Annotated in this window: 20 protein-coding genes and 1 riboswitch; of the genes, 11 read left to right on the top strand and 9 right to left on the bottom strand. The window is 71.6% G+C overall.

Annotated elements, in window-relative coordinates:
- The first annotated feature begins 2 nt into the window (after nt 1-2).
- Genes ACWDVW_RS08825 through ACWDVW_RS08785 form a run of 9 tightly spaced genes read left to right on the top strand, consistent with a single transcriptional unit; the run spans nt 3 to nt 6,378 of the window.
- Entirely contained in the window at nt 3-293 is a 291-nt protein-coding gene (locus ACWDVW_RS08825) for a BMC domain-containing protein (RefSeq protein WP_117230022.1), read from the top strand.
- A gap of 22 nt (nt 294-315) precedes the next feature.
- On the top strand, nt 316-642 hold the full coding sequence (locus ACWDVW_RS08820) for a BMC domain-containing protein (protein ID WP_396694474.1): 327 nt from the start codon (nt 316-318) through the stop codon (nt 640-642).
- Nucleotides 642-917 (top strand): EutN/CcmL family microcompartment protein, encoded by a 276-nt coding sequence (locus ACWDVW_RS08815; RefSeq protein WP_449946207.1) that lies wholly within the window; start codon nt 642-644, stop codon nt 915-917. Before ACWDVW_RS08820 ends, ACWDVW_RS08815 begins: the two co-directional genes overlap by 1 nt.
- Nucleotides 918-935: 18 nt before the next feature.
- Nucleotides 936-2,447, top strand: coding sequence for a 2-hydroxymuconic semialdehyde dehydrogenase (locus ACWDVW_RS08810; protein ID WP_449946205.1), 1,512 nt, complete (start codon nt 936-938; stop codon nt 2,445-2,447).
- Complete coding sequence (locus ACWDVW_RS08805) at nt 2,444-3,238, top strand: 2-keto-4-pentenoate hydratase (protein ID WP_449946203.1); 795 nt, start codon at nt 2,444-2,446, stop codon at nt 3,236-3,238. The genes ACWDVW_RS08810 and ACWDVW_RS08805 overlap by 4 nt, the downstream gene beginning before the upstream one ends.
- Nucleotides 3,235-4,170 (top strand): acetaldehyde dehydrogenase (acetylating), encoded by a 936-nt coding sequence (locus tag ACWDVW_RS08800; protein ID WP_396694482.1) that lies wholly within the window; start codon nt 3,235-3,237, stop codon nt 4,168-4,170. Before ACWDVW_RS08805 ends, ACWDVW_RS08800 begins: the two co-directional genes overlap by 4 nt.
- Nucleotides 4,167-5,246 carry a 4-hydroxy-2-oxovalerate aldolase gene (dmpG, locus tag ACWDVW_RS08795; RefSeq protein WP_449946200.1) on the top strand — a complete coding sequence of 360 codons (1,080 nt, stop codon included), beginning with the start codon at nt 4,167-4,169 and terminating at the stop codon, nt 5,244-5,246. The genes ACWDVW_RS08800 and dmpG overlap by 4 nt, the downstream gene beginning before the upstream one ends.
- Nucleotides 5,201-5,932 carry a 2-keto-4-pentenoate hydratase gene (locus ACWDVW_RS08790; RefSeq protein ID WP_449946198.1) on the top strand — a complete coding sequence of 244 codons (732 nt, stop codon included), beginning with the start codon at nt 5,201-5,203 and terminating at the stop codon, nt 5,930-5,932. Before dmpG ends, ACWDVW_RS08790 begins: the two co-directional genes overlap by 46 nt.
- A gap of 59 nt (nt 5,933-5,991) precedes the next feature.
- Nucleotides 5,992-6,378, top strand: a complete 387-nt coding sequence (locus tag ACWDVW_RS08785) for a RidA family protein (protein ID WP_449946251.1) — start codon at nt 5,992-5,994, stop codon at nt 6,376-6,378.
- A gap of 72 nt (nt 6,379-6,450) precedes the next feature.
- On the opposite strand, the gene ACWDVW_RS08780 is transcribed toward ACWDVW_RS08785, so the two are convergent.
- Nucleotides 6,451-7,341: an NmrA/HSCARG family protein gene (locus ACWDVW_RS08780; RefSeq protein WP_449946196.1), complete on the bottom strand. Its 891-nt coding sequence runs from the start codon at nt 7,339-7,341 to the stop codon at nt 6,451-6,453.
- 87 nt (nt 7,342-7,428) lie between these two features.
- Between ACWDVW_RS08780 and ACWDVW_RS08775 the strand changes: the two genes are divergently transcribed.
- Nucleotides 7,429-7,965, top strand: coding sequence for a TetR/AcrR family transcriptional regulator (locus ACWDVW_RS08775; protein ID WP_449946195.1), 537 nt, complete (start codon nt 7,429-7,431; stop codon nt 7,963-7,965).
- 37 nt (nt 7,966-8,002) lie between these two features.
- On the opposite strand, the gene ACWDVW_RS08770 is transcribed toward ACWDVW_RS08775, so the two are convergent.
- From ACWDVW_RS08770 to ACWDVW_RS08735, 8 genes are all read right to left on the bottom strand, one after another.
- A complete protein-coding gene (locus ACWDVW_RS08770) occupies nt 8,003-8,980 on the bottom strand; it encodes a phosphotransferase family protein (protein WP_449946193.1) in 978 nt (325 codons plus the stop codon).
- Nucleotides 8,981-9,128: 148 nt separating this feature from the next.
- A complete protein-coding gene (locus ACWDVW_RS08765; RefSeq protein WP_449946191.1) occupies nt 9,129-10,967 on the bottom strand; it encodes a hypothetical protein in 1,839 nt (612 codons plus the stop codon).
- Nucleotides 10,960-15,435, bottom strand: a complete 4,476-nt coding sequence (locus ACWDVW_RS08760; protein ID WP_449946189.1) for a DUF6603 domain-containing protein — start codon at nt 15,433-15,435, stop codon at nt 10,960-10,962. The genes ACWDVW_RS08765 and ACWDVW_RS08760 overlap by 8 nt, the downstream gene beginning before the upstream one ends.
- Before the next feature lie 2 nt (nt 15,436-15,437).
- Nucleotides 15,438-16,712 (bottom strand): ComEC/Rec2 family competence protein, encoded by a 1,275-nt coding sequence (locus ACWDVW_RS08755; RefSeq protein ID WP_449946187.1) that lies wholly within the window; start codon nt 16,710-16,712, stop codon nt 15,438-15,440.
- A gap of 33 nt (nt 16,713-16,745) precedes the next feature.
- Nucleotides 16,746-18,989, bottom strand: a complete 2,244-nt coding sequence (locus ACWDVW_RS08750) for a LamG domain-containing protein (protein WP_449946185.1) — start codon at nt 18,987-18,989, stop codon at nt 16,746-16,748.
- A complete protein-coding gene (locus ACWDVW_RS08745) occupies nt 18,986-19,171 on the bottom strand; it encodes a hypothetical protein (protein WP_449946183.1) in 186 nt (61 codons plus the stop codon). Before ACWDVW_RS08745 ends, ACWDVW_RS08750 begins: the two co-directional genes overlap by 4 nt.
- A 53-nt stretch (nt 19,172-19,224) precedes the next feature.
- Complete coding sequence (locus ACWDVW_RS08740; RefSeq protein WP_449946181.1) at nt 19,225-22,803, bottom strand: hypothetical protein; 3,579 nt, start codon at nt 22,801-22,803, stop codon at nt 19,225-19,227.
- A 395-nt stretch (nt 22,804-23,198) separates the two neighbouring features.
- The gene (locus tag ACWDVW_RS08735; protein ID WP_449946179.1) at nt 23,199-24,134 is read right to left on the bottom strand and encodes a cyclase family protein; all 936 of its coding nucleotides are present in this window, start codon (nt 24,132-24,134) and stop codon (nt 23,199-23,201) included.
- Between the two features lie 209 nt (nt 24,135-24,343).
- Nucleotides 24,344-24,464: riboswitch (SAM riboswitch) on the top strand.
- A 51-nt stretch (nt 24,465-24,515) separates the two neighbouring features.
- Here ACWDVW_RS08735 and ACWDVW_RS08730 point away from each other — a divergent pair.
- Nucleotides 24,516-25,730 (top strand): aminotransferase class V-fold PLP-dependent enzyme, encoded by a 1,215-nt coding sequence (locus ACWDVW_RS08730; protein ID WP_449946250.1) that lies wholly within the window; start codon nt 24,516-24,518, stop codon nt 25,728-25,730.
- Nucleotides 25,731-25,734: the final 4 nt, after the last annotated feature.

The raw sequence follows: 25,734 nt of genomic DNA, 5'->3' as shown, positions 1-25,734 counted from the left end.
GCATGCGGAACACAGCCGTGGGCTTCGTCGAAGCCGAAGGCTTCACCCCCATCTTCGACGCCGTCGACGCGATGGTGAAGGCCACCGAGGTCGAGGTGACCAAGGTCGTCCGGCTCGGCGGCGGCATCATCGCCGTCGCCGTCCGCGGTGACCTCGCCACCGTCGAGGAGGCCGTCGACATCGGCGAGGAGACCGCCCGGGCCAAGAGCCGCTCGGTGCGCTCGATCGTCTTCGCCAGCCCCTGCGACGCCGTCAGCGCGCTGGCGGCCGACCCCCAACTCGTCGGCAACTGACAGCCGGTAAGGAGACCCAGACATGTCCTCCGACATCGCCATCGGCATCGTCGAGACCCGCGGGGTCGTCGCCCTCTCCGCGGGCATCGAAGCAATGATCAAGACCGCCGACGTACGCTGCGTCGGCGTCGAACGAGTCACCAGCGGCTACCTCGCCGTCGCCGTACGCGGCACCCTCGCCGCCGTGCGTCAGGCGGTCGCCGCCGGCGAGGCCGCCATTCGCGCCCACGGCGACCTGCGCAGCTCGCAGGTCTACCCGAAACCGCACCCGACCACCGCCGCCCTGCTCGACAACCCCGAGACGGCCCGGATCCGCGAGGTCATGGCCGGCCTGCGCGGGGAAGCCTGATGGTGCTCGGCGAGGTCGTCGGCAAGGTGTGGGCGGACCGCATCCTGCCCTCGCTGCAGGGCCGACGCCTCGTCCGGGTCCGGGTCCGGCCCGACGGCGCCGAACTGGTCGCCGTCGACCCGCTCAACGTCGGCGTGGGCACCACCGTGCTGGTCGTCACCGACGAAGCAGCCGCCTCGGTCACCGGTGAGTCCACCGTCGACGCCGCCGTGGTCGCCCTGGTCGCCGATCCCGGCACCGCCGAAACCCCCGACCCCGCACCCACCACGTCCTGACCGAAAGGCACGCCTGTGATGACCGACGGGCTCTGGTCCCCGAGTCTGCTCGCCGGCCGACCGGCCGGCGAGCCGACCGTCCTGCCGAACTTCGTCGACGGCGTGTTCGACACGTCCGGCCGGCACTTCGCCAAGGTCTCCCCGGTCACCGGCGAGACCATCCGCCACGTCGCCGAGGCCGACCGATCCACGGTGGACGCCGCAGTGGCCGCCGCCCGCTCGGCGCTGCGCGGACCCTGGGGACGCATGGGGGAGCGGGAGCGGGCCGCGGTGCTCTACCGGGTCGCCGACGAACTGGAACGCCGCTTCGACGACCTGGTGGCGGCGGAGGTCGGCGACACCGGCAAGTCCATCTCACAGGCCCGCACCCTGGACATCCCCCGTGGCGCGGCGAACTTCCGCGCGTTCGCCGAGATCGTGTCGACCACCCCGACGGAGTCCTTCACGACCCCGACCCCCACCGGCGGACGCGCCCTGAACTACGCCGTACGCAAACCGGTCGGCGTGGTCGCCGTGATCGTGCCCTGGAACCTGCCCCTGCTGCTGCTGACCTGGAAGGTCGCCCCGGCCCTCGCCTGCGGCAACACCGTGGTGGTCAAACCCTCCGAGGAGACACCGTCGTCGGCGACGCTGCTGGCCGAGGTGATGGCGGCGGCCGGCGTGCCCGACGGCGTCTTCAACGTCGTACACGGCTTCGGACCGAACTCGGCGGGGGAGTTCCTGACCCAGCACCCGGACGTCGACGCGATCACCTTCACCGGCGAGTCGGCCACCGGCCAGACGATCATGCGGGCGGCGGCCGACGGCGTGAAGGCGGTCTCCTTCGAACTGGGCGGCAAGAACGCCGGCCTGGTCTTCGCCGACGCCGACCTCGACGCCGCGATCGAGGGCTCGGTGCGCTCCTCGTTCACCAACGGCGGCCAGGTGTGCCTCTGCACCGAACGCCTGCTCGTGCAGCGACCGGTGTTCGACGAGTTCGTGACCCGGCTGGCCGCACGCGCCGACGAGCTGACCTTCGGCTGGCCCGCCGACGAGGCGACGGCGAACATGCCGCTGATCTCCCACGCCCACCAGGACAAGGTGCTCGGCTACTACGACCTGGCCCGCACCGAGGGCGCCACGGTGCTCGCCGGCGGCGACATCCCGTCCTTCGCCGACGCCCGCGACGGCGGCGCCTACGTCCGTCCCACCGTCCTGACCGGCCTGGGTCCCGACGCCCGCGTCAACCGGGAGGAGGTCTTCGGCCCGGTCTGCCACGTGGCGCCGTTCGACGACGAGGACGAGGCGTTCGACCTGGCCAACGACAGCGACTACGGCCTGGCCGCCACCGTCTGGACCCGGGACGTGGGCCGCGCCCACCGGTCCGGCACACGCCTGGAGACCGGCATCGTCTGGGTCAACACGTGGTTCCTGCGAGACCTGCGGACCCCGTTCGGCGGAGCCAAAGCCTCCGGCGTCGGCCGCGAGGGCGGCGTCCACTCCCTGAACTTCTACTCCGAGCTGACCAACGTCTGTGTGGACCTGTCATGAGTGATGTCGCCCGGGCCGCCCGACTGCTGCGGACCGCCTACGAGACACGTACCCCCGTCGCGCCGCTGCGCGGCGACCTCCTCCCGGTCGGCGACGTCGACGCCGCGTACCAGGTGCAGCAGGCACAGGTCGCGCAGTGGGAGGCGGCGGGCCGCCGCCGGGTCGGCGCGAAGATCGGCCTGACGTCGTCCGCCGTCCAGCAGGCATTCGGCGTCTACCAGCCCGACTTCGGGGTGCTCTTCGCCGACATGGCGGTCCCGGACGGCACCGAGATCGACGTCGGTCGACTGCTGCAACCCCGGGTGGAGGCCGAGGTCGCGTTCGTGCTCGGCGCCGACCTGCCGTTCCCGCAGGTGACACCCTCCGACGTGATCCGGGCCACCGACCACGTCCTGCCCGCGATCGAGATCGTCGACTCCCGGATCACCGGCTGGGACATCTCCATCGTGGACACCGTCGCCGACAACGCCTCCTCCGGCCTGTTCGTGCTCGGCAACCAGCCCCGCACGCTGGCGGACGTCGACCTCCGACTGGCCGGGATGGTGCTCGAACACGCCGGTGAACCCGTGTCGGTCGGGGCGGGCGCCGCCTGCCTCGGCAACCCCGTCCACGCGGTGGCCTGGCTCGCGCAGACCCTGGCCGGCACGGGTACACCGCTGACCGCCGGTGACATCGTGCTGTCCGGCGCACTCGGACCGATGGTGCCGGTCACCCCCGGCGCGACGTACGAGGCGCGGATCTCCGGCCTGGGCTCGGTCCGGGCCTGCTTCAGCCCGGGGGAGTCAGCATGAGCACCGGAGTGGCCGTGATCGGGCCAGGGAACATCGGCACCGACCTGATGATCAAAGTGTTGCGCCTGTCGGAGTCGCTGCGGATGACGGCGATGGTCGGCGTCGACCCGGACTCCGACGGCCTCGCCAGAGCCCGCCGGCTCGGCGTGGCCACCACCGCCGACGGGATCGACGGGCTGCTGACGATGCCGGAGTTCGCCGACGTCGGGGTCGTCTTCGACGCCACGTCGGCCGGATCGCACCGCCGCCACGCCGCACTGCTGCGCGAGCACGGCCGCCTGGTGGTGGACCTGACCCCGGCCGCCGTCGGCCCGTACGTGGTGCCCCCGGTCAACCTCGACGAGCACCTCGACGAGCCGAACGTGAACATGGTGACCTGCGGCGGGCAGGCGACCGTCCCGATCGTCGCCGCCGTCGGCCAGGTGACACCCGTGCACTACGCGGAGATCGTCGCCTCGATCGCCTCCCGGTCGGCGGGCCCCGGCACCCGGGCCAACATCGACGAGTTCACCGAGACCACGGCACGGGCGATCGAGGTCGTCGGCGGCGCCCGTCGCGGCAAGGCGATCATCGTGCTGAACCCGGCGGAACCACCGATGATGATGCGCGACACCGTCTACTGCCTCTGCCCCGACCGGGACGTCGACCGGGCCGCCGTCGCGGCGTCGATCGAGACCATGGTCGCCACCGTCGCCGGATACGTGCCCGGCTACCGGCTGAAGCAACGCGTGCAGTTCGACCACGTCGACACGTACGTGCCCGCGCTGGGCACCCGGTTCACCGGCGTACAGGTGTCGGTGTTCCTGGAGGTCTCCGGCGCCGGGCACTACCTGCCCGCGTACGCCGGCAACCTCGACATCATGACCTCCGCCGCACTTCGCACGGCGGAACGGATGGTCGCACCCCGCGCCGACCGGAAGGTGCCGGCATGACCAGGCTCTATCTCCAGGACGTGACACTGCGCGACGGCATGCACGCCGTACGGCACCAGTTCACCGTCGACCAGGTCCGCGCGATCGCCGCCGCCCTCGACGCGGCCGGGGTCGCGGCGATCGAGGTCGCCCACGGCGACGGACTGGCCGGTTCGAGCGTCAACTACGGGCACGGCGCCGCATCCGACGCGGACTGGATCGCCGCGGCGGCCGAGGCGGTCACCACCGCGAGACTGACCACCCTCCTGCTGCCCGGCATCGGCACCATCGCCGACCTCAAGGCCGCCCGCGACCTGGGCGTGACCAGCGTACGGATCGCCACGCACTGCACCGAGGCGGACATCTCCGCCCAGCACATCGGATGGGCCCGCGACAATGGCATGGACGTGTCCGGGTTCCTGATGATGGCGCACATGAACGACCCGGCGGCACTGGCGGCGCAGGCGAAACTGATGGAGTCCTACGGCGCGCACTGCGTCTACGTCACCGACTCCGGCGGTCGGCTGCTGACCCGGGACGTCGCCGAACGTGTCGACGCGTACCGCCAGGTCCTCGACCCGGCCACGCAGATCGGCATCCACGCGCACCACAACCTGTCCCTGGGTGTGGCCAACAGCGTCGCCGCCGTGGAGCACGGCACCACCCGGGTCGACGCCTCCCTGGCCGGGCACGGCGCCGGTGCGGGCAACGCACCCCTGGAGGTGTTCGCGGCCGTCGCCGAACTTCACGGCTGGGACCACGGCTGCGACGTGTTCGCGCTGATGGACGCCGCCGACGACCTGGTCCGGCCGTTGCAGGACCGGCCGGTCCGGGTCGACCGGGAGACGCTGAGCCTGGGCTACGCGGGGGTCTACTCCAGCTTCCTGCGTCATGCCGAGCGGGCCTCGCAGCGTTACGGGATCGACGTCCGCTCGATCCTCGTCGAACTGGGCCGTCGCCGCATGGTCGGCGGACAGGAGGACATGATCGTCGACGTCGCCCTCGACCTGGTCGCCGCCACCGACCGGACCACCGCGACCGGAGGAAGCCGATGGGCACCACCGACCACCTCGCCCGACGCCTCGACGCTGCGGTGACCAGCCGTACCGCCATCCCGCAGCTCGGCACCGACACCGCGCTGGACGTACCCACCGCCTACCGGGTGCAGCAGGCCGTGGTCGACCACCGGCTCTCGCGCGGTGAACGTCCCGTCGGACTGAAGCTCGGGCTGACCAGCCGGGCCAAGATGGCGCAGATGGGCGTCGACGAGGTCATCTGGGGTCGGCTCACCGACGCCATGCACATCCCCGACGGCGGCACGCTCCGACTGTCCGCCCACATCCACCCCAAGGTCGAACCGGAGGTCGCCTTCCTGGTCCACGGTGGTGCGATCACGGCGGTCGCGCCGGCCCTCGAGGTGATCGACTCGCGGTACGTCGACTTCCGCTTCACCCTGCCCGAGGTCATCGCCGACAACACCTCCGCGAGCGGCTTCGTCCTCGGCGCCTGGCAACCGCTGCCGGACGGGATCGACAACCTCGGCGTACTGCTGGAGGTGGACGGGCGACCCGTGCAGATCGGATCCACGGCCGCGATCCTCGGCGATCCCCGCCGGGCGCTCGCCGAAGCGGTCCGGCTCGCCGCCGCCAGCGGTGTGGACCTGGCCGACGGCGCGATCCTGCTCGCCGGTGCGGCCACCGCCGCCGTGCCGCTGCGGGCCGGATCCCACGTCCGGGTGACCGTCGACACGCTCGGCACCGCGTCCCTGCGGGTCGCGTCGTGATCCCACACAACGAGGACGGCGCCCGACGCGACCGTCGGCCCGACGGTGTGGTGCCCGGCATGGCCACGCCGCGCGGCCGCTTTCCGCACGTCAAGGTCGCCGGCGATCTGATCTTCGTCTCGGGTACGTCCAGCCGGCGGCCGGACAACACGATCGTCGGCGCCGCAGCGGACCCGATGGGCGTCACCGACCTCGACATCCGCGCGCAGACCCGGGCGGTCATCGACAACGTCCGCGACATCCTGCGCTCGGTCGGCGCCGACCTCGACGACCTCGTCCAGATCACCACCTATTTGGTCAACATGAACGACTTCGGCGGCTACAACGAGGTCTACGCCGAGTACTTCGACGAGACCGGGCCCACCCGCACCACCGTGGCCGTGCACCAGTTGCCCCATCCGCACCTGCTCATCGAGATCCAGGCGGTGGCCCGACGACCGTCCTGACCTCGACCGGGCGGGTGACCTCGTCGGGCTTGCCGGGCCGGCCGTCCCGCAGCCGGCCCGGCACCCGAGCGGTCAGGTGAGGGTGCGGCGGGCCCAGGTGCGGAAGTCCGTGGTGGGCAGGCCGAGTGCCTGGGCGATCTCCGGTCGAGCGGGGGTGCCGTTCTCGTTGATCTGCTCGACGACCTTGACCATGAACGGCGGCAGGCCGCGCGTGACCGCTTCCTGCGGGGTGAGGACCGGCGCGGTGACGGTCCGGCCGGTGACCTCGCTGAGGATCGCGGCGACCTCGGTCATGGTGCGCATGTCACCGGCGAGTTCCACCTCCTTGCCGTCCAGCGTGCCCGGTCCGGTGAAGGCGGTCGCCGCAGCCGCACCGATGTCGTCCACGGCGATCCAGGCGATGCGGGTGTCCTCGGCGAAGCCGGTGACGATGGTGCCGCTGGACGCGTCGCCGAACAGGAAGGACTTTTCCAGCAGGTTCTCCATGAAGGTCGCGGGCTTGAGGACGGTCCAGCGGGCGAATCCGCTGGTACGGACCAGTTCGTCGATTGCTGCCTTGCTCTCCCAGTAGTGCCGGTCCCAGCGGCCCTCGGCCCAGCCCGGCTGGTTGCGGTGGAAGTCACCGGCGCCGGCGACGCTGCTGTGGACGAACTGCGGCACCCCGGCCCTGCGGGCGGCCTCGACGAGGTGCCGCCCTCGGCGCAGCTCGGCATCGCCCTGCAGGTCGGTGAGATCCGGGAAGGGGATGGAGAAGACGCCGTCCGCTCCGCGCGCTGCGGCGAGGAGCGAGGCGGGGTCGTCCAGGTCGCCCCGGACCAGTTCGGCTCCTCGGTCGCGGAGGGCGAGTGCGGCCGCGCTGGTGGTGTCGCGGACCAGAGCGCGTACCGCGACGCCCCGGTCGAGCAGTGCCCGGGCGGTGGATCCGCCCTGCTTGCCGGTGGCGCCGATGACAAGGACGGCCATGTCTCCTCCTCGGAACAAATGGGGTGGCACCCCACTTCCTGTCGGTTACGATATGGGGGGACACCCCACTTATTCAAACGGCAGGCGATGAGAGCTGACGCACAACGCAACCGCGCGCTGATCGTCACGGCGGCCAGCGAGGCGGTCGCCCGGGACGGCGCGTACGCGTCGCTGGAGGAGATCGCCCGAGCTGCCGGCGTGGGTTCGGCGACCCTGCACCGGCACTTCCCGTCCCGCTGGGCACTGCTGGAGGCGGTCTTCCACGACCGGGTCGAAGCGCTCTGTGCCCGCGCCGGTGAGCTGTCGACCGGGCCGGACGCCCGTCAGGCACTGACGACCTGGCTGTGCGAGCTGGCGGTCTACAGCACGACGACCCGCGGCCTGGTCACCTCCCTGCTCAAGGCACCACCGGAGAGCGAGTCCTGCTCCGCGATGCTCGTGACGGCCGGTGAACCGCTGCGGCGCCGCGCCGCCGAGGAGGGGACCGTACGCGCGGACGTCGAAATGATCGACCTGGTGACCCTCGTCAAGGCGATCGCACTGGCGGCGGAATCGACGAGCGCGGCCGAGGCGGAGCGGCTGGTGCGACTCGCCCTGGACGGAATCAGCCCGTCCCGGCGGTGAACCCACGCAGAGGATGACGACGCCGCGTGGTGTCCCGTCAGATGGCGGCCAGGGCCTTGGTGACGTTCCACTCGGCGAGATCCCGCATCCACCGGCCGTTCGGGAAGTCGGTGTCCGCGATCCGAAGAGGTCCCTCGATCAGCGACAGGACCTGGGCGTACCGGTAGAGCTCCAGCCGGTCGTGGTCGAGGTCGACCGGGTGCAACGCCCGGTAGGCGTCACCGAAGCGCATCTGCAGCCAGGCGTGCTCCCACTCCACGTCGAAGTACGTCAGCCCTTCGATGTCGACCAGCGCCGGTTCACCGCAGGCCGTGACGAGCACGTGGTCCGGCCCGAGTTCGCCGTGTACCAGCCCGTACTCCTGGCGGGCGGTGACCGCGCTCCGCAGGTCACGGACATGGCGCGCGACGCGGTCGCGGGCGTCGGCGAGCCGAGCCACCCGGACGGCCGCCGCCTCGAGATGACCCAGGGCCCGTTCCTGGATTATGTCCTCGGTCGTGCGGCCCTGAGGCGCCTCACCGCACGCGATGGCGGTGAGTCTGCCGTAGCGCGAGCCGCGTGTGGTGTGCATCCGGCGCAGCGCTGCTCCGAGTGTCGACAGTGGTGTCACCGCGGCCGCCGGATCCCGCGCCATGAGGGTCTCGAGCGTCACCCCACCGACGTCCTCGACCAGCGCGAGCGGCGACCCGAGATAACGGCCATCACGATCGAGCATCAGCAACCGTGGCGTCCGTACGCCCGCAGCGGTGATGGCCGCGTAGTTGGTGGCGAACAGGTCAGCGCCCGACGCGTCGGTGAACGGATCGTCGGGGACGCTCGGCGCCGGCGGCCAGTAGTTCTCGCTGGTCGCCCAGACATAGAGGACCACGGTGCCGTGGTCGTCGAGGTGGAGCCGGTAGACGCCCTTCTTGCTGCCACCGGTCAGGCGGTGCAGGGCGGTGAGTCGCCGATCGGCACCCCACTGGTCCGCGATCAGATCGCGCAGGTCGTCGGGTTGCAGGAACACCCGTGTCATGAGGCCCTTCCCTCAGGTCGTTCGGGGATGGTTCCCGACGTGTCGGCACTCGCGCAATTGAATAGGGGTCCTCGGTGGCCCCGGATGAGCCCACGGTCGTCCAGGTGTTCGTCAGCCGGGCGGCCCTGCCTCGACAGGGCCGCCCGGCTCACCCGCGCAGGAAGGTCACCCGCTCGGCGGTCTCGGTGAGCTGCAACGCGAGATCGTCCGAGCCGAGGTCGGCGGGGTCGACCCCGAGCGCGTCGGCGATCGCCGCACCCAACCCGGCCACCGGTACGGTCCGCAGCGCGCCCAACGGCAGCGGACCGACCGGCGCCGGGGTGGTCGAGGCGCCACCCGGGGCCCGCAGCGTCTTGCCGATCGTGCCGTCGCCGAGCTGCTCGACGGCGAGGTGCTGACCCTCCGGCGGCTGGTGCAGGTCCAGCCGGGCAAGCTCGCCCTGGAAGAGGCAGATCAGGATGTCCGGCGCCAACCGCGCGGTGCGCCACGGCGTCAGACGCCGGTCGCCGGCCGTGTCGGCGTACGCGTCGACGAGCAGTCCCGGGTAGCCGGGCACGATGGCCGACCGGATCAGCGCCCCGGTCACCGTCGGATACTCCATCGACGGCGGATCGTCGGCGTCCCGCTGCGCGTCGGCTGGACCGAGCCGCCCGATGCTGGTCGCGCCGTCGACCAGGTGACGGATCCAGCGTTGGTCGAGACCGACGAAGCGGATGCTCTCCACCGGGAGCAGCTTCTCGTCGGGCAGCAGATAGGCCAACGGCACACCGTCCAGTCGCGCGAGGTTGCGCAGCCAGGTGAGCAGGCTCTCCGGCATGTCGATGTCGGCCGCCGGCACGGCCAGCGGATAGTCGACCGGAACGCTCTGCTTGGCACCGATGTCCCGACGCCGCCGCCAGGTGTAGAGGCTGCTGCTGATGCCGGTGCTGCGCAGCGCGAGCAGGCGACCGAGCTGCCAGGCCGCGGCGTGGCTGACGTCGAACATGCCGACGTCGGTGTGCAGCCTCAGTAACGCGTCCGCGCTGCGGACCGGGGTGACCGGGCCACCGTCGGTCGCCCCGGTGCTCAGCGGTCCCCGGTACCAGCCGATGCTGCGGCCACCCTGGCGCAGCCGGTGGCGCAGCGGCACCAGCCCCTGGGCCAGGAAGCCGTCCGCGGTCGCGTTGCCCACGTCGGGCAGCCGCAGGTCGCCGCCGTCCGAGGCCAGGTCCCGCACCAGCGCGGGAAACGAGTGGTCGGCGCTGACGCAGGCGAACCGCCAACTGGCCAGGCTCACCAGCGGCACGGTGGCACCCCCGGCCCCACCCACCCTCGAATGCGGCAGGTCGAGCCCGGGGGCGCCGAGTCCGTCGGCCCGGAACCGGTGTTCCAGCGACACCAGGTGCACCGTGCTGGTCGTACCGGCGGCGGGCAGTCGGCTGCCGACGACCACCGCCGCGTCCGGCTCGGCCGTCGGTCCGGTGCCGCCGCGCACGTGGGCCAGCAGCCGCAGCTCGGTGTACGCGGGCACCAGGCCGGGCAGCAGATCGGTGGGTACGTCGATCACGGTGACCGGGGCGTCGTCGGAGTCGTGTCTCTCCAGGGCGGTCGCCGGCTCGGGTAGCGTGCCCTCCCGGGCCAGCGCCCCCACCGTGGTGGTCCGTGGCTGCGGCTTCTCGTCCTCGTCGAAGAGCAGCAGCGCCAACCACGGCGGCCGGTCGTCGCCGTCCCCGCCCGGATCGCGTTCCCAGGGCAGCGAAGGTCGATCGAGCACCACGTGCGGCAGCACGTTGCTGTGATCGCCGAGACTGCCGTCGGGCGGGAAGACGGCGCGGATCGCGGTCGGCGGTAGGGCGAACCGGTCACCGCCGACGCTGAACCGGCGGCTGGTGCCGAACGACTCCGTCGCGGAGCCGACCGCGACCGCCTGGGTCACGGTGATCGTGTAGTCGCCGGCCTCCAACGCCGGGCGGCGGTGCGCGGCGAACGTGACGGTGTTGTCAGACATGAGCGGCCACCCGGGGGATCTCGTGGAACTGGCTGGTGTCGAAGCCGGTCAGGTCGACCGACGCGTCGGGCAGCAGGTCCGTCAGCAGACCGGCTCGGGCAGCGGTCACGGCGGGCGCGGCCATGCTGCCGATGATCAGCTTCGCTCGTTCGGCGTCGCTGCCGTCGAGATCCGCCACCGCCGCCGGGGCGCGCAACCGGATCGCGTCGGCGACCTGGAACAGGGCGGTGTCGGCCTGCACCGCGCTCCGGTCCAGCCACGCCGGCTCCGGCTTCGACGCCGGGCGGGGCGTGATGGCGTACCCGGTCAACAGGTCCGGCGTCAGCGCCGGATCGGTCGGCGACGGGGTGAGCCGCCCGCCCCACAACGCGCTCGGCAGTCGCTTGACCACCGGCTGGTAGTCGAACTGGTCCTCCGCCGGGACGCCGTCGCGGGTGATGGTGATCCGGTGGGTGGCGGTCGCGTTCCCGACGGCCACCCCCATCGGGCCGACCCCGAACCGCGTACTACCGGCGTCGGCCGGCAACGCCGCCTCGGCGGTGCCGGTGCCGCGCCTGCCCCTGCTGCTCGGGACGCTGCTGTCGGTGCTCAGCACCAGCGTGGTCGGATCGACCAGGCCCAGGTCGTCGGCTGCGGCGTCGGCTGCCGCCCGATGGCTGTCGCCGCGCAGCGTGACGCTGACCAGTTCGGCCGGGGCCGGCAGCAGCGTCGACCGGAAGCTGGTCCAGGACAGCGGCTGCGGTCCGCCGCCCCGGTCGGCGCCGAAGGAGATGCGGATCGACGTGACGTGCAGGTCGATCGTCGCGGTGCCGCCGAAGTCCGGACCCCACAGGTCGACGTCGGTCCCGACGTGCACGTTGATCGTGTGCGTGCCGAAGAAGTGGTACGTGTACGACGCCCCGATGCTGACGTGCAGCGACGCCTCGTAGTGGTACGGCTGCCACGAGATCAGGAAGTCCATCGCGGCGTCGAACCAGGCCCGCAGCGACCCGTCCTGATAGACGGCACTGAGCCCGCCACCGGCCATCAGGGCCCCCGGGGTCAGCGCGTAGTACGCCGACCCGGACATGCTCAACTGCGGCGACACCTGCCAGGAGAACCCGAGCCGGGGCACGGTCGGATAGTGCGCGGGCACCGGGAAGTGCGGATGGTAGCCACCGGCGGTCAGTACGAAGTCCCCGGAGTGCTGGCCGGCGAACCAGGTCGAGAACGCGATGCCGCCGACGAGGTGACAGGCCCGCGAGAGCAGGTAGGAGTTGCGGGTCAACTGCGCCTGCACGCCCAGGTAGCCGTCGTCGGGTACGAAGCTTGCCCGCAGCGCCAACTGCACCTCGGCGACCGGGGTGATCGCCTCGGTCCCCGGCGCGCGGGCCGGCAGGGTCAGCGTGGACAACCCCAGCACGTCCAGCTCGAAACGGTGCCCGAACGTCGCCGCGACCAGCACGAACGAGTCGAGCATCTCGAACGAGCTGACGTGCACCCCGGCGGTGAGCAGGATGTCCCCGACCGACGGCGGCAGCCACGTGGCGAGACTGCGCAGCTCGGCACCGAGGCTGGTGCCCGGGGTCGCGGCTCCGGTCGCCTCGGCCACCAACGGGAACGACGCCACGTCGTCGACCGGCGGCAGGACCAGACGCCGGTGGTAGCCGAATCCGGCGGCGATGCCCCGGACGTGGAAGAACGGCGGTCCGCCGATCGGCGTGTCCAGGTACGCGTAGACGAAGACCGACGGCCCCGCCGGCAGTTGCGCGTACGACCCGATCGCGGCCAGCGACAGCGACTCGGTGCGTAGCTGCGCCATGCCGCCGTACGCGGGATAGCTGACCCCGTCGTACTCGATCTCGGATCGGAGGAACGCGCCGCTGATGCTGACCGGCCCGGCGGTGTACGACAGACCCATGCCGGACAGCCCGAACGACGGCACCGAGAGCGGGTCGGTCAGCGAGATCCCGACCTCGAGCCCGTCCAGGGAGAGAGTGAGACCGGCGATGGTGACCGACGCGTCCAGCAGCAGCGCGAGACGCGGATCCTGGCCGTCGTGCTGCCGGAAGGCGACACCGACCCGGGCGAGCTGCACCGGACCGAAGGCGCGCTGGACCGCGAGCCACGAGGTGTTGTCGCCGGTGACGGTCTGGTTCGGCGGGGCGGGCACCGGCCCGGCCGGTGGGTTCGTCGTGCCGTTCACCCCGCTGACGGGCACCGACACCGGCTGGTCAAACGGCCCCAGGCGCAGTGTGCCGTCGACGGTGAATCCGGCCGGCAGACCGGCCGCCGGCAGCGCGGGGACCTCCGCCGGCAGCAGCCCGTTCAGCGCGGTGACGTCGGCGGCACCGAGCGCGGCGGTGGCCGCCACGACCCGGAGCAGGTCCATCCCGATCGTCGTGTCGCCGGTGAGGTGCTCGCCGACCACCGGCAGGTCGGCCAGGTCGACCGTGAGCGCGAGATCGACCCCGAAGACGTACGCCGTCCCGGTCCCGCCGACCGGACGGGTCAGGGCGAAGAGCAGGTGCCGGGGGTCGACGACGATGCCGTGCGGCACGTAGCCGGCGGCGGTCGGGGAGACCGCGCCGACCAGGGCACGCACGTCCGGCACCGGATCGGTGGAGGCATGGGTGTACGAGGCGGCCAGCCGACGGGCGGTGGCGTCACCGGCCAGATGCAGATCGAGCTGCGGGTGGAAGGTGCTGCCGTCGCCGACCGGCACCGTGAGTTCGATCAGCCCGTCGAAGGAGCGCTGCGCGGTGTCGACGGTGATGGTGATCGCCACGTCGGTGTCGTCGACGGGGAACCGGGCCTGACCGGTGACGAAGACCCGCTTGGCGCCGGTGGAGACGTCGACGCCGAGATTGTCGATGGTCAGCCCGGCCAGCGGGGCCGGCAGGGTGAGGCCGCCGAAGCGCTCGGCCAGGGACTCCACCGCCGACCCGATCGGGATGAGCTGCCCGGGGCCGGTCTCGCCGACGAACTCCCACCTGCGCTCCGGCGCCGGGTCGTAGTCGGCGGTCATCGTGACGGTGACGTCGTCGACGACGAAACCCGCCATCGCCTGCATCCGCGTCCCGGCGGTGTCGTGGTCCAGGTCGAAGGTGAGGCTGGTCAGCTCGACCTGGTCGGTGAGGGGCCAGTTGCCCGCCACCACGATCTCGCCGCCGAACGTGGTGCCGGTCGTGCCGACCGGCAGGGTCACGTCGGCCTGGAATCGGGTGACCGCCAGGTCGGGCAGGTGGCCGGGGTCGGCGCCGGTGAAGTGCTGGTAGACCTCGCGGATCCGCAGCGGCGCGTCGCCGTGGAGACCACCGCCGAGGTACCGGGATCGAGGATCGGCGACGAGTTGGAGGGTACCCTCGTCACCGATCCCGAGCAGCCCGTTGACCAGGAACGACGGTGTCGCGCTCGGGCCCGGTCGGTCGACCCGTACGGTCAGCTCCAGGGCCTGCAGTTCCAGCAGGTCGTCGACGATGACCCAGTCCGCCTCGGCGCGGACGGTCAGCGCGATGTGGTTGATCGACCAGGCGCCGCCGTTGTGGGCCAGGGAGACCACCACCTCGCCGAGACTGATCCCGGCGTCCGGGTCGATGTCGAACGGCAGGGTCAACTGGTCCAACCCGGCGAGGTCGGCGACGTCGTCGAGGGTGAGCGTGCCCAGTCCACTGAAGTCGGCGGCCAGGATGATGTCGTTGTCCCAGCCGCCGACCTGGGCGGAGAGCAGTACCCGGTGGGTCTGCCCAGTGGTGCGGACGTCGATCGCGCCGGTGAGGACCAGCACCGCGACGACCTCGCTGTCAGCGGTGTGCAGGTTGAGGTCGGGGGTGCCGAAGATCTCGTACCGCAGGTCGGTGACGTCGAACAGGCCGAGGGGGAGGGTCTCCCCGTCGGCGCCGTAGAGGATGACGCTCGGCATTGTCGGGTGCGGCAGCGAGTAGCCGTCCGGTGCGAGGGTGACCATGGTGATGTCGCCGACGACCGGGTGCGTCGTGCCCGGGAACAGCAGGGCGATGGCGGCCATCTCGGTGGTGATCCGCAGGTCCCCGACGAAGCGCATCGGCGCGTCGGCCGGATCCGGTGACGGGTCGTCTCCGGTCGGTGCCAGCACCGCCGTGTCCAGCGTCATCACCGGGCCGGTGAAGCGCAGCGTGGCCAGCAGGGTGCCGGCCAGGGCCGGGAAGGTGTCCGCCACCGACCAGGTCGGCCCGCCGGTGGCGGTGACCCGTACCCCGGTGACCGTGTCCGCGGTGAGGGCGAAGCGGACGGTGACCGCCAGCCCGGCGAACGGGCCGGGCGCGCCGGTGCCGTGGATCCCGACCGCGTCGGCCTCGTCGGCGCGGACGCAGTCGGTCAGGGTGAGTCGGCCGGTGGGTAGGAAACGGCCGAGATAGGTGGCGTGGTCCGCGTCCAGGCTGGACAACGGCAGGTCGAGCTGGCCGGTGGCGACCGTGGCCAGCAACGTCTCCAGGGTGTGCCGATTCATGATCAGGCCGTCCAGGCGATGTCGAGGTTGCCGTGCGACCCGGTGATGTACACCGGGACCGGGATGTCCATCTGCTGGACCTTGTACCGACTCACGTTCATGTCCCAGCACCATCCCTTGTGGGTGGTGGCAGGGACGCGGCCGGTGAGATTGTCGATGTACTTCTCCACCGTCGGCCAGGCCGGCAGGTGGTGCGAGGTGCTGCCCTCCCGGGCCGCGCTGATGATCGCCTCCGTCTTGGGTTTCACCACGTCCAGCAGTTCCTTCGAGCCCGACGTGACCTTGCTGCCGTGGTGGGCGATGTGCATCACGTCGACCCCGGTGATCCGCTCCTTGGTCGGTGCGGCGTACTTGCCGGCCTCGATCAGGTAGTGCTCGGTGCTGGTGGTGGCGTCACCGCAGAGCAGCAGCTTCTTCCCGTGCGCCTCGATCAGCAGCACCAGGCTGGCGCGGTTCCTGGCCTTTTTGGTGTCCTTGTCGGTCTTGTGGTCGTGCGCGACCCCACCGGCGAGGATGGTGACGGTGCAGGTCGGCTCCGCGATGATCCGGATGCCGCCCTTGACGTCGAGACGATCCACCTGGTTGCCGTCGGTGGCGGCGACCACCGCCGCGCCGTTGAGAGTGATCTCGCCGCGAACCACGCTCTGGTCGGACGGACTGACCTCCAGGTTGTGCACCACCTTGTAGATCTTCGTGGCGTCGGCCATGTGTTTCCGGAGCCAGTCGATGGCGCCGACGTAGTCCTGGCTGTCGCCGCTGTGGTAGACCCGCCCCACCGTCATCTTCCGACCGGTGCGGTCGTCGTCGAGCACGGACGCCAGGTAGTTGTAGTGGTCCTCGTCCGGGTGGGTGAAGACCATGACGTCGATCGTGCTGCTGCCCAGCAGATAGCGGGGCACGTTCAGGCTGTTCCAGATGTACTGAGCGTGCGCCTCACCGGTCGTGGTGTCCAGGGTGGTCGAGCCGCAGTCGACGAGCACCGTCTTGCCGCCGGGCGTCTTGAACACGATGCAGTCGCCCTGCCCCGACCGCAGGAACGTGGCGTAGAAGTTCGTGTCCGCGCGTGCCCCCACCACCGCCGGCGTCGATCGGGTGATCGGCTCCAGCGTGGTGGCCAGTTGCAGCAGCTCCACCGCGAGTTTCGCCGCGACGGCCGCCTTACGGTCGGCGTCGGTCATCGCCTTCTTGGCCTTGACGTCCTTGCGTTCGGTGTTCTTGGGTGCCTTGCCGGAGTCGGTGGTCTTGTTCGTGGTCCGCGTCCGTTTGCCGTTCGGCATCGTGCCGTGCTCCTCCGCTTCGCTACCGATGACCTAGAACGGGAAGCGCCGTGCCAGATCGAGCAACCGGCGCAGGTCCGACTCACCGATGCCGGTGGAGCCCAGACGCAGCGAGGTGAACGACGCGGTGCGGGCGAAGATGTCCCGCAAGTCGTCGGAGCCGGTGTTGCCGTCCTTGAACAGGAAGCCCTCGGGACGGCCCTCGATCCGGTGCCAGAACTTGTTCGCGTGATGGAACCGCAGGCTGGGAAAGGTCCCCTGGTTCGTCGGGATGTCCGCCTGGAACAACTCCAGGAACACCTGCTTGCCGGCCGCCTGATCCCGCCGTTCCACCCGGAGGTGGCCCTCACCTCCGCTGACCGCGACCTTGTCCACCCGCATCGACGTGAACACGCCCAGGCGGGCGAAGATGTCGCTCAGGTCGTCGCTGGTCGGCGGCCCCCACTTGAACATGAACCCCTCGGGGCGGCACTCCAGCCGGTGCCAGAACTTGCCCGCGTGGTGGAACCGGATGCTCGGATAGGTGGTCACGCCAGCGGGCGTCTCCGACTGGTACAGCTCCAGATAGATCTTGTTGCCGCCGGTCTGCTCCTCCCGGCGTAGCTGCAGGTGCTCGGTGGCGGCGCGCACGGTCAGCTTGAACGGCGCGGCGACACCGCCCACCGCGACGTTGGTGCCGGTGAACAGCAGCGGGCTCCGCTCCACGTCGACGCTGACGAACCCGTCCTGGAACCCGGGGACGTTGCGGTACGACAGCACCATTGGTGCGTGGCCCGGTGTGGCCAGCCCGTGGATCGGCCCGATTCCCAGCTCCAACCAGCCCTCGGCGGCGATGGTCGTGTCCTGCTTCGGGGTCAGCGTCCACATCGCACGCTCGTCGTCGATCATCTTCTCGACGTCCCATGCCACACCGGTGGCCCCGCTCAACGCCACCTGCACCGAGCCGACCTGGCCGGCCGTGGTCAACGCCCAGTCCCGGGTCTCGTTGGCCAACTGCACGTCGAACGAGAGGACCAGTGCCGACGCCCGTTCCTTGCCGACGGTGGCGGAACCGGCCAGCGCGATCGCCACCCGGCGGGAGACGTTGGCCACCCGCAGCCGCAGCGAACTGGTGCCCGACCCGTCGCTGAGCACCCGGTTGCCGCCGACGAAGGCGACGTCCAGCGGGATGTCCGGCCGACCCCGGTGGTTCACCACCTCCAGCGACTGCTGCCGGGTCCCGACGATCTCGCTGGTCTCACCGGTGTAACTGAGCCGCTGGTAGGCCAGTTCGACCCGGGTCACCCGGGTGCCGTCGGTGCCGTCGGCACGCAGTCCGGTCAACGGCAACTCGACCGACGCGGCGGCCGGGACGACCGCGTTCGCCAGACCGCGCAGATACAGCTCCGTACGGGCCTCGTTGGCGGCCAGCGCCCATCCGCTCGCGGCCAGCCCGACCGTGCTCGCCGGGGCGATCGTGCCCGGCCGGAGGTTCAACGTGAAGTGCCGGTTCGCCGCCGACGGCGCTCCGCTGAGCGGCCAGAGTGTGATGTCGTGCCGGGACGAGTTGGTCACGCGCAACGTGAGCGTCTGACTGGTGGCGGCGTCGTCGATGTACAACACCGGCTGCTGGTCGACGTTGGCCAACTCGAAGTCGAGCGGGTGGGTGCGGACGAACGACGTCACCGGCGACTCGTCGACGGCCATCAGCTCGCTGACCTCGGCACCGCTCAACGCCGCGCCGTACAGCCGTACCGCGGCCACCGACATCGGCTGGTACTGACTGGCGTTGCCGGGTGGCCGCCCGACCACGAAGTTGCCCTGCACCACCGGTGGCGCCGCCACGTTCGTCTCCAGCGCCACCACACCGTCGAGGTAGATCCGGAACACCGTCGTGTCCCGGGTCACCGCGAGGTGGTGCCAGGTGTCGTAGGTGAACAGGCCGGCGCCGCTGGTGTACCGGGTGTTGGTGCCCGGCAGGTCGGCCGAGATGTGGCCGAGGACGTTGACGTGCACGCCGTGGCGGTCGCGGCCCATCAGCGTCTGCATGCCCGAACCCTGGGTCGGCACCCGGAACCAGCCGCACATCGTGTAGGTCGTGTACGACGGCAGGTTCACCGGCGAGACCACTGCGTCACCGACCCCGTCCAGCGTCACCACCGCGCCGAACTGGTCGTCCGGCGACACGGTCGGATCGCCCTCGATGCGGCCGTCGAGCTGCCCCTTGCCGTAGTCGACGATGACGTTGCCCGGGGCGATGTCGTCGAGCTGCCAGAACAGCAGCGGCTCCGCGCTCATGCCGACCGCACCGGGGTGAGACGGGCCTGCTCGGCCTCGACGGACGGGGCCTGCACCTGGGCGCCGGCCTGCCGGCCGATCGTCTCGATCAGCTCGTAGACCCGGACGTACGGCAGTTGGCCGAGCGCCTCCAGGACCATGTTCGTCTGTTCCAGGGACAGGTTGAGGGTGATCTGTGGCATCAGGGTCGCCTTCTGGGTCGAGGTGTGGACGTGCCGGAAGAGGGGGAGAGCGGTCAGACGGTCGGGCGCGGACGCAGGCTGAGCCAGCCCTCACGGGCGGTCAGCGCGGTGGGGAACGCCTCCGCGAGCTCCGAGGGCTCGGCGACCTCCACCCAGGAGGCGCCGTCGCGTTCGCGCCACGACCAGACCCGGTCGGGGTCGGCCGCCGGTGAGACCAGCGCCGGCGCGTCGGCGTCGGTCAGCACCGGGGCGGCCAGGAAGCCGACCTCCAGCCGGGCCAGCGGCTCCTGGTGGTGCGTGGGATCCAGACGGCAGGAGACCGTCGGCAGCACCCCGGTGGTGGCGTGCACCGCCCCGGCCGGTTCCACGAGTGCGGTGAGGGTCAGCGTCGGCAGGTCGATCCCCACGACCAGCGGCGGGTCACCGTCCTGCTCGGCCAGCGTCATCACGTCGTGGTATTGCTCGCCCAGGGTGCCGTCCGGCTGCTCCCGCCAGTAGCCGAGCGTGCCGTCGCCCAGCCGGCCGTGCTCGCCCAGCCGCACCGGGAACCGGACGGACGGGTACGCGTTGGTCTCCCGACCGACGCGACGCAGATCCTGCCGGAACACGTTCCAGTCCTGGTGGATCACGGGCAGGCCCGGCGCGTCCAGATCGAGCGCCAGCCGGACCACCGCCACCGGCCGACCGACCAGCACCGCCCGGGCCCGGTGCTGCGCCGGGTCCTCGGGTTCGACCGCGTCCAGCGACTCGTCGAGCCGGGACACGAAGCCGGCCAGCCCGTCGGCCCCCAGCCCGCGCAGCCGCTGCACCACCGCGCGCAGCCGCACGTTGCCGATCGACCCGACCTCGGTGACCGGTCCCTGTGGGGCCGACTCCCACAACGCCTGCCGTGGGGCGGCCGGGTCGGCGGTCAGGTACAGCGTGCCGAGCCAGTCCCCGTCCGTCGCGTACACCCGCAGCCCGTCGTCGAGCGGATCGGGCAGCAGCCACCCGCAGACCGGGGACGACTGCGGCAACCCGCTCAGCGGTCGCCCGGCGGCCTCGGCGTCGAGCAGGTCCAGCCGTACCCGCGCCGGCACCGCCAACCGGGGCGGCATCGCCACCCAGGTCGGCCGGTTCGGCATGCTCAACCAGGTGGTGGTGCGAGGCTGGTCGGTGTCGACGTCGTACCCGATGCCGAAGCTGTCCACGATCCGCAGCCGCCGTACCCGCAGCGCCCCCGCCCGGACCGGGTTGAAGTCGCTCAGCGGCACCGGCGCGTACCGTCCCTCACCCGCCACCGCCTGCTGCACGAGCGCCGCCAGCGCCCGGCCGCTCGGGAAACCCAACGGATCGGTGATCGGCAACTGACGCACCATCTGCAGCATCACCAGGGCGTCGTTGAAACCACCCAGGCTCTGCGCGAGGTTGCTTCCCTCGTGCTCGGCGAGATGCCGGTACGCCGCCGCGAGCGTGCCCCACCGCGCATCGTCCTGCTGCGCCGCGCACCAGTCCAGCAACGGGCCCGGATCGTCGTCCAGTTGGTCGGCGGTCCACGGGACGAGCCCCGCCGCCGTCCGCTCGCCGTTCGCCCGTGCCAACGGTGTGCCGCGCAGGTACCGCATGATCCGGGTGGAGAGCACCGGCCGCGCCGCCGCCGACAACACCGTGCTGCCGGTGTAGACGTTCGCCGCCGTGTCGAGCACGTCCTTGTCCGGCCGTGGGCGCAGCTCCCGGTCCCCGTCGGGTAGTTCGTAGTTCGTCGTGACGAACGTCGGGTCGAAGTCCCGCCCGGACGGGTCGAGGTTGTTGCCCGCCCGCGCCGGGAAGAACTCCACCTCCCAGTGCAACAGCACCGGATGCCACGGCTGTCCGGTCCACGAACGCAGCGCCGGATGCTGCGGCTGCCCGGTGGTGAGCTTGGTGGCCAACGCCGCGACCAGGTCACCGAGGCGGGCCACACCGGCTGCGGTCCGCAGGTCGGCCTCGGCCACGGCCAGATCCACCGCCACGCACGGCAGCAGTCCACCCGGCTGGTCCGTGCCGTCCTGGCCGTACCGGTCCGACGGTGTGGCCGCCGCGCCGGTGAGCAGCACCACCGGTTCGTTCGGCACCTGGTACGGCGTCCCCGGGACCTGCTGCAACTCGAACCTGCTCCGCGCGGTGGCCGTCGCCGTCACGTTGACCGTCTCCAGCGCCTGCTGTGCCGCCTGCCGGGCGGCCTGCAACCGGTGCGCCAGACTCGTGCCGGTGCCGACCGGCGGCCAACTACCCAGCCGGGCCAGCCGCGCGGACAACGCCGACACCTCCCGGCGCAGGTACCAGCCGACGAGATCCGGGTCCGGATAGTCCTCCCGGGCACCCGGCGGCGGGTACGCGCAGACCAGGTACCGGGTCCAGTCCGCGAAGATCCGCCGCCGTGCCCCGGTGAGCTCCGCCGCCGCCGCGTCGTACGCCGACTGCGCCTCGTTGAGCGTGACCAGCAGGTCGCCGAGGTCCTCCGGCAGCGACAGCCGTTCCCGGGCCTGGCGTTGCGGCACCGTGACCGGCGAGCCCTCGTCGCCGCCGTCGAGGGGGTCGTCCTGCCGTCGGACCGTCCAGGCCACGCCCGAGGCGACCGTGCCGAACGACGCCTCGTGCCGGGCCTGGGCCAGCCGAGTCGGCAGATCCAGCAGGCCGCTCTCCAACTCGTCGGCGACGGTCAGCGCCTCCAGCAGTTCCTCGGTCTCCGTCTCGGTCACCCCGGTCAGGACCGCGCCGAGGTGTGCGGCGAGCGCCTCGGTGGCGGTGTTCGCCACCCAGACCCCGCTCTCGGAGTCGGTCGCCGGGCCGGGCACCGGTGCCCGCTTCGCCGTCGCGGCGAAGGTCAGCCGGCCGAAGCAGAGCATCCGCGCCGGAGCGTCACCGCCGGTGTCGGTCGGCACCGCCCAGTCCAGCTCGTCGGCGATGGTCTGCGGCCAGCTTCGTCCCTGCGCCGCCGCCACCACCGCCAGCAGTTCGTCGTCGGCCGTCTCGGCGTACCACCCGACCACGTCGTAGCGCATGCCGTTCGGTGGCGGCACCGTCCCGTAGCCGTCGTCGTGCAACCCGAACACGCTCGACGAGTTCGGATAGAACGCGGCGAAGGTCGGCTCGCCGTAGCCGAGCGCGGTGAGCGCGGCCACCCGGTCGGTCGGCGCACCGGGCCAGGCCGACAGCGGCAGCGTCCGGCCGAGATACCGCCACGGTCGTCCGGTGGTGCCGCGCGGATCGGCCGCCAGCAGCGGATAGGTCACCCCGCCCCGGTCGACGTCTCCCAGCGCGTCGCTCTCCACCATCCAGCGGTCCTGGGCTCCGTCCGGCGCGGTCCGGGTCACCAGCCACCGGTTCGGCACCCCGGGGAGGTCGACGACCGGCGCGCCGCCACCGGGCGCGGCACCGTGCGTCAACCGGGTCAGCGCGTCCGGCAGCGACCAGTGCAGGTGGATGCCGGCCGGCAACAGCAGATCCTGCTGGAACGGCCCTGGCAGGATCGCGTCGCTGAGGTTGCGCTCACCGAAGTCGGCGTCCCGGCCGGTGTCGGCGTCGATGTACGGCAGGCGGGTGAAGTCGGCGGTCGGTCCGGTGACGGTTCGATCGGTGGCGAGCCACAGGGCGTCCACCCTGACGGGCACGGCGAGTATGCGCATGGTGATGCGTTCCCCAATGGTTGCGGCTTGGTCGCTGCGGTAACGCCGGTTCACCGTAGGGCAGATCCGAGTGCGAAAGTGCTTCGCAAAGTTGACAGTCGAACCGCTGTTACGTCCACGATGGAGTGTGCTATTCCCCGTGGTGGAGACGCTTTCCGGACAGTGTTCCGACGAATCGTCGACACGCCGGGCCGACCCACGTCCACACGGCCGACCACACCGGGCCGCAGGGACGCGGAGTCGGACGGCGGCGAGTGACCGTAGTCACTGCGCGTGGTGGCGGCGGGCCGGGCAACCGTGCGCTCACCGCGTCGGATTCGCGTCTCGTCCCGTGCCGCGACCCGCACATGGGGGGCCGGTCGAGGTCAGGCCCGCTCCGGTCAGAACGTGGCGATCGGGTTGACCGGGCTGCCGGACGTCCCGGCCAGGCGGACCGGCGCGACGGCGAGATGGAAGTCCCACTGACCGAGGTCGGCGGCGGTCGTCGCGCACGCCTCCAGGTCGCAGTTGTCGAGCAACCACAGACCCATCGCGACGAGGCTCACGGCGTGCACCGGCATCAGGACGTCGTCGTATCCCGACGGCTGGACATCCTGCGGGGTGTCCGCGCCGATCAGTGCGACCTGGCGCTCGTGCAGCCACGGCAGGCAGGACGCGTGCCAGCCGGCCTGGGTGACACCGCCGGCCGTACCGCCCTCGTGCCGGACCCGACCACGGCCGGTCCGCAACAGCACCGCGTCGCCGGACCCCACCCGTACGCCCTGCCGGCGCTCGGCCTCTTCGAGATCCTCGGGGAACACGGCCTGCCCCGGCTCCCACCACGGCACGTCCCGGGCCCTCGCCACGTCCAGCAGGACACCACGGGTGACGATCCCGTTCGCCGCCGCCGTGACTGCCGCCCACGCCGACCCCGTCGCGGCGTCCACCACCGCGTGCGACCGCCCGTTGTACATCACGCCGTCCCAGAAGATGTGACACGGCGAGTCGAGGTGGGTGACGGTGTTGCCGTGGAACGAGAGGCTGAGCCGCTCGGACGAGAAGCCCCAGCGCCGGTCGGCGTGGAACGCGGGCGGCATGTTCTCGGCGCCCGGCATGTCGGCGGCGCACGGGCACGCCGTCGTCGACCGCTCCATCTCTCCCGGCACGGCGACCTCCCACGCGCACGACACGCTCCGGCCGTGGCGTACGGCTCGCGCCGCCGCCAACCGGACGTCGTCGGTGATGTGGTTGAGCGTGCCGAGTTGGTCGTCGTCGCCCCACCGACCCCAGTTCGACAGCGTGTCGAAATACCCGAGCACGTCCTCCTGAGTCGGCATCGGCCGCCCTGCCGTCATCGAAGCATCGACTCCTCCGGTCACGCGGTCGCCGGACACCGCAGGCAGGCTATCCCGTCCCTCCCGCACACCTGCCACACCGCGCCGGGAGGGACGACTCAGGGGACCGTCCGGTGTCGTACGAACGGGGACGTGCCGGGTGCGCGAAGCGCTCTGGCGGAGGCGCTCGCCGGTGTGGCAGCATCGGCAGCGGTCATGAGTGTCAGCGTCAAGGCCCCGGCCTGCTGACCGGCAACCCTCGTACATCCGCGGTGGGGTGCCTCCGGGTGAGGACCAGGCCGCCGGCGATCGCCGGAGAGGCAAGCGCGGACCCGCACGGGTCCACCGTCACGAAGGACCAGTGTGCCCACGATCGCTCCTGCCGTGCTCGGCAACGACCTTCCGGTCCGCCTGTCCGACGGCACCACCGTCGCGTACGCCAACCTCGACTACGCCGCCACCGCACCCTGTCTCGCCGCGGTCGCCGCCGCGGTCACCGAGCTGCTGCCCTGGTACGCCAGCGTGCACCGGGGCGCCGGCGCCGCCTCGCGCCGATGCACGCTGGCATACGAGCAGTCCCGTCAGACCGTCGCGGACTTCCTCGACATCCGGCCGGACGACCACGTGATCTTCACCCGGAACACCACCGATGCGATGAACCTGCTCGCCCGGGCCCTGCCAGCGCACACCACGGTGGTGACCTGGGCCGGCGAACATCACGCGAACCTCCTGGCCTGGCCGAACGTGCACCGACTGCCGGTGCCCACCGACCTGCCCGAGGTGACGTCCGGGCTGACCCGTGCACTGGCCGACCTGGGCAGCGGGCGGCCGGTGCTGGTGGCGGTCACCGGCGCGTCCAACGTCACCGGAGAGGTCTGGCCGATAGCCGAGATCGCGGAGATCGCGCATCGGCACGGCGCGCGGATCGTCGTCGACGCCGCCCAGTTGGCCCCGCACCGCGCGGTCTCCATGGCCGGCACCGACATCGACTACCTGGCGCTGTCCGGGCACAAGCTGTACGCGCCGTTCGGCGCGGGAGTCCTGGCCGGCCGCGCCGACTGGCTCGACGCCGCCGACCCGTACCTGTCCGGTGGCGGGGCCACCAGACACGTCGGCGACGAGCCCGCCGAGGTGCAGTGGCAGACCGGCCCGGCGCGCCACGAGGCCGGCACCCCGAACCTGCTGGGCGCGGTGGCGCTCGCCGCGGCCTGCACCACGATCTCCGCCGCCGCGCCGGACGTTCTCGCCCGCCACGAGCAGGAGCTGTTGACCCGGTTGCGCGACGGGCTCGACACCCTGCCGCAGGTGGCGGAGCTGCGCACGTTCGACGCCGACCACGACCGGGTCGGCATCGTCAGCTTCACCGTCGCCGACCGACAGGCAACCGACATCACCCACCGCCTCTCCGCCGAGCACGGGATCGGCGTACGCGACGGCTTGTTCTGCGCCCACCCGCTCACCCGGAAGCTGCTGGCCGGCGCCGCCGAGCGGCTCGGCCGCCCGACCGACGGGTACGCGATCCGGGCCAGTATCGGCATCGGCACGACCGCCGAGCACGTCGACCGGCTCCTGCACGGGCTACGCGAGGTCGTGCGGTGAGCTT

The sequence above is a fragment of the Micromonospora sp. NPDC003241 genome (assembly GCF_053589795.1).
This window is presented reverse-complemented; position numbering and strand designations above follow the sequence as displayed.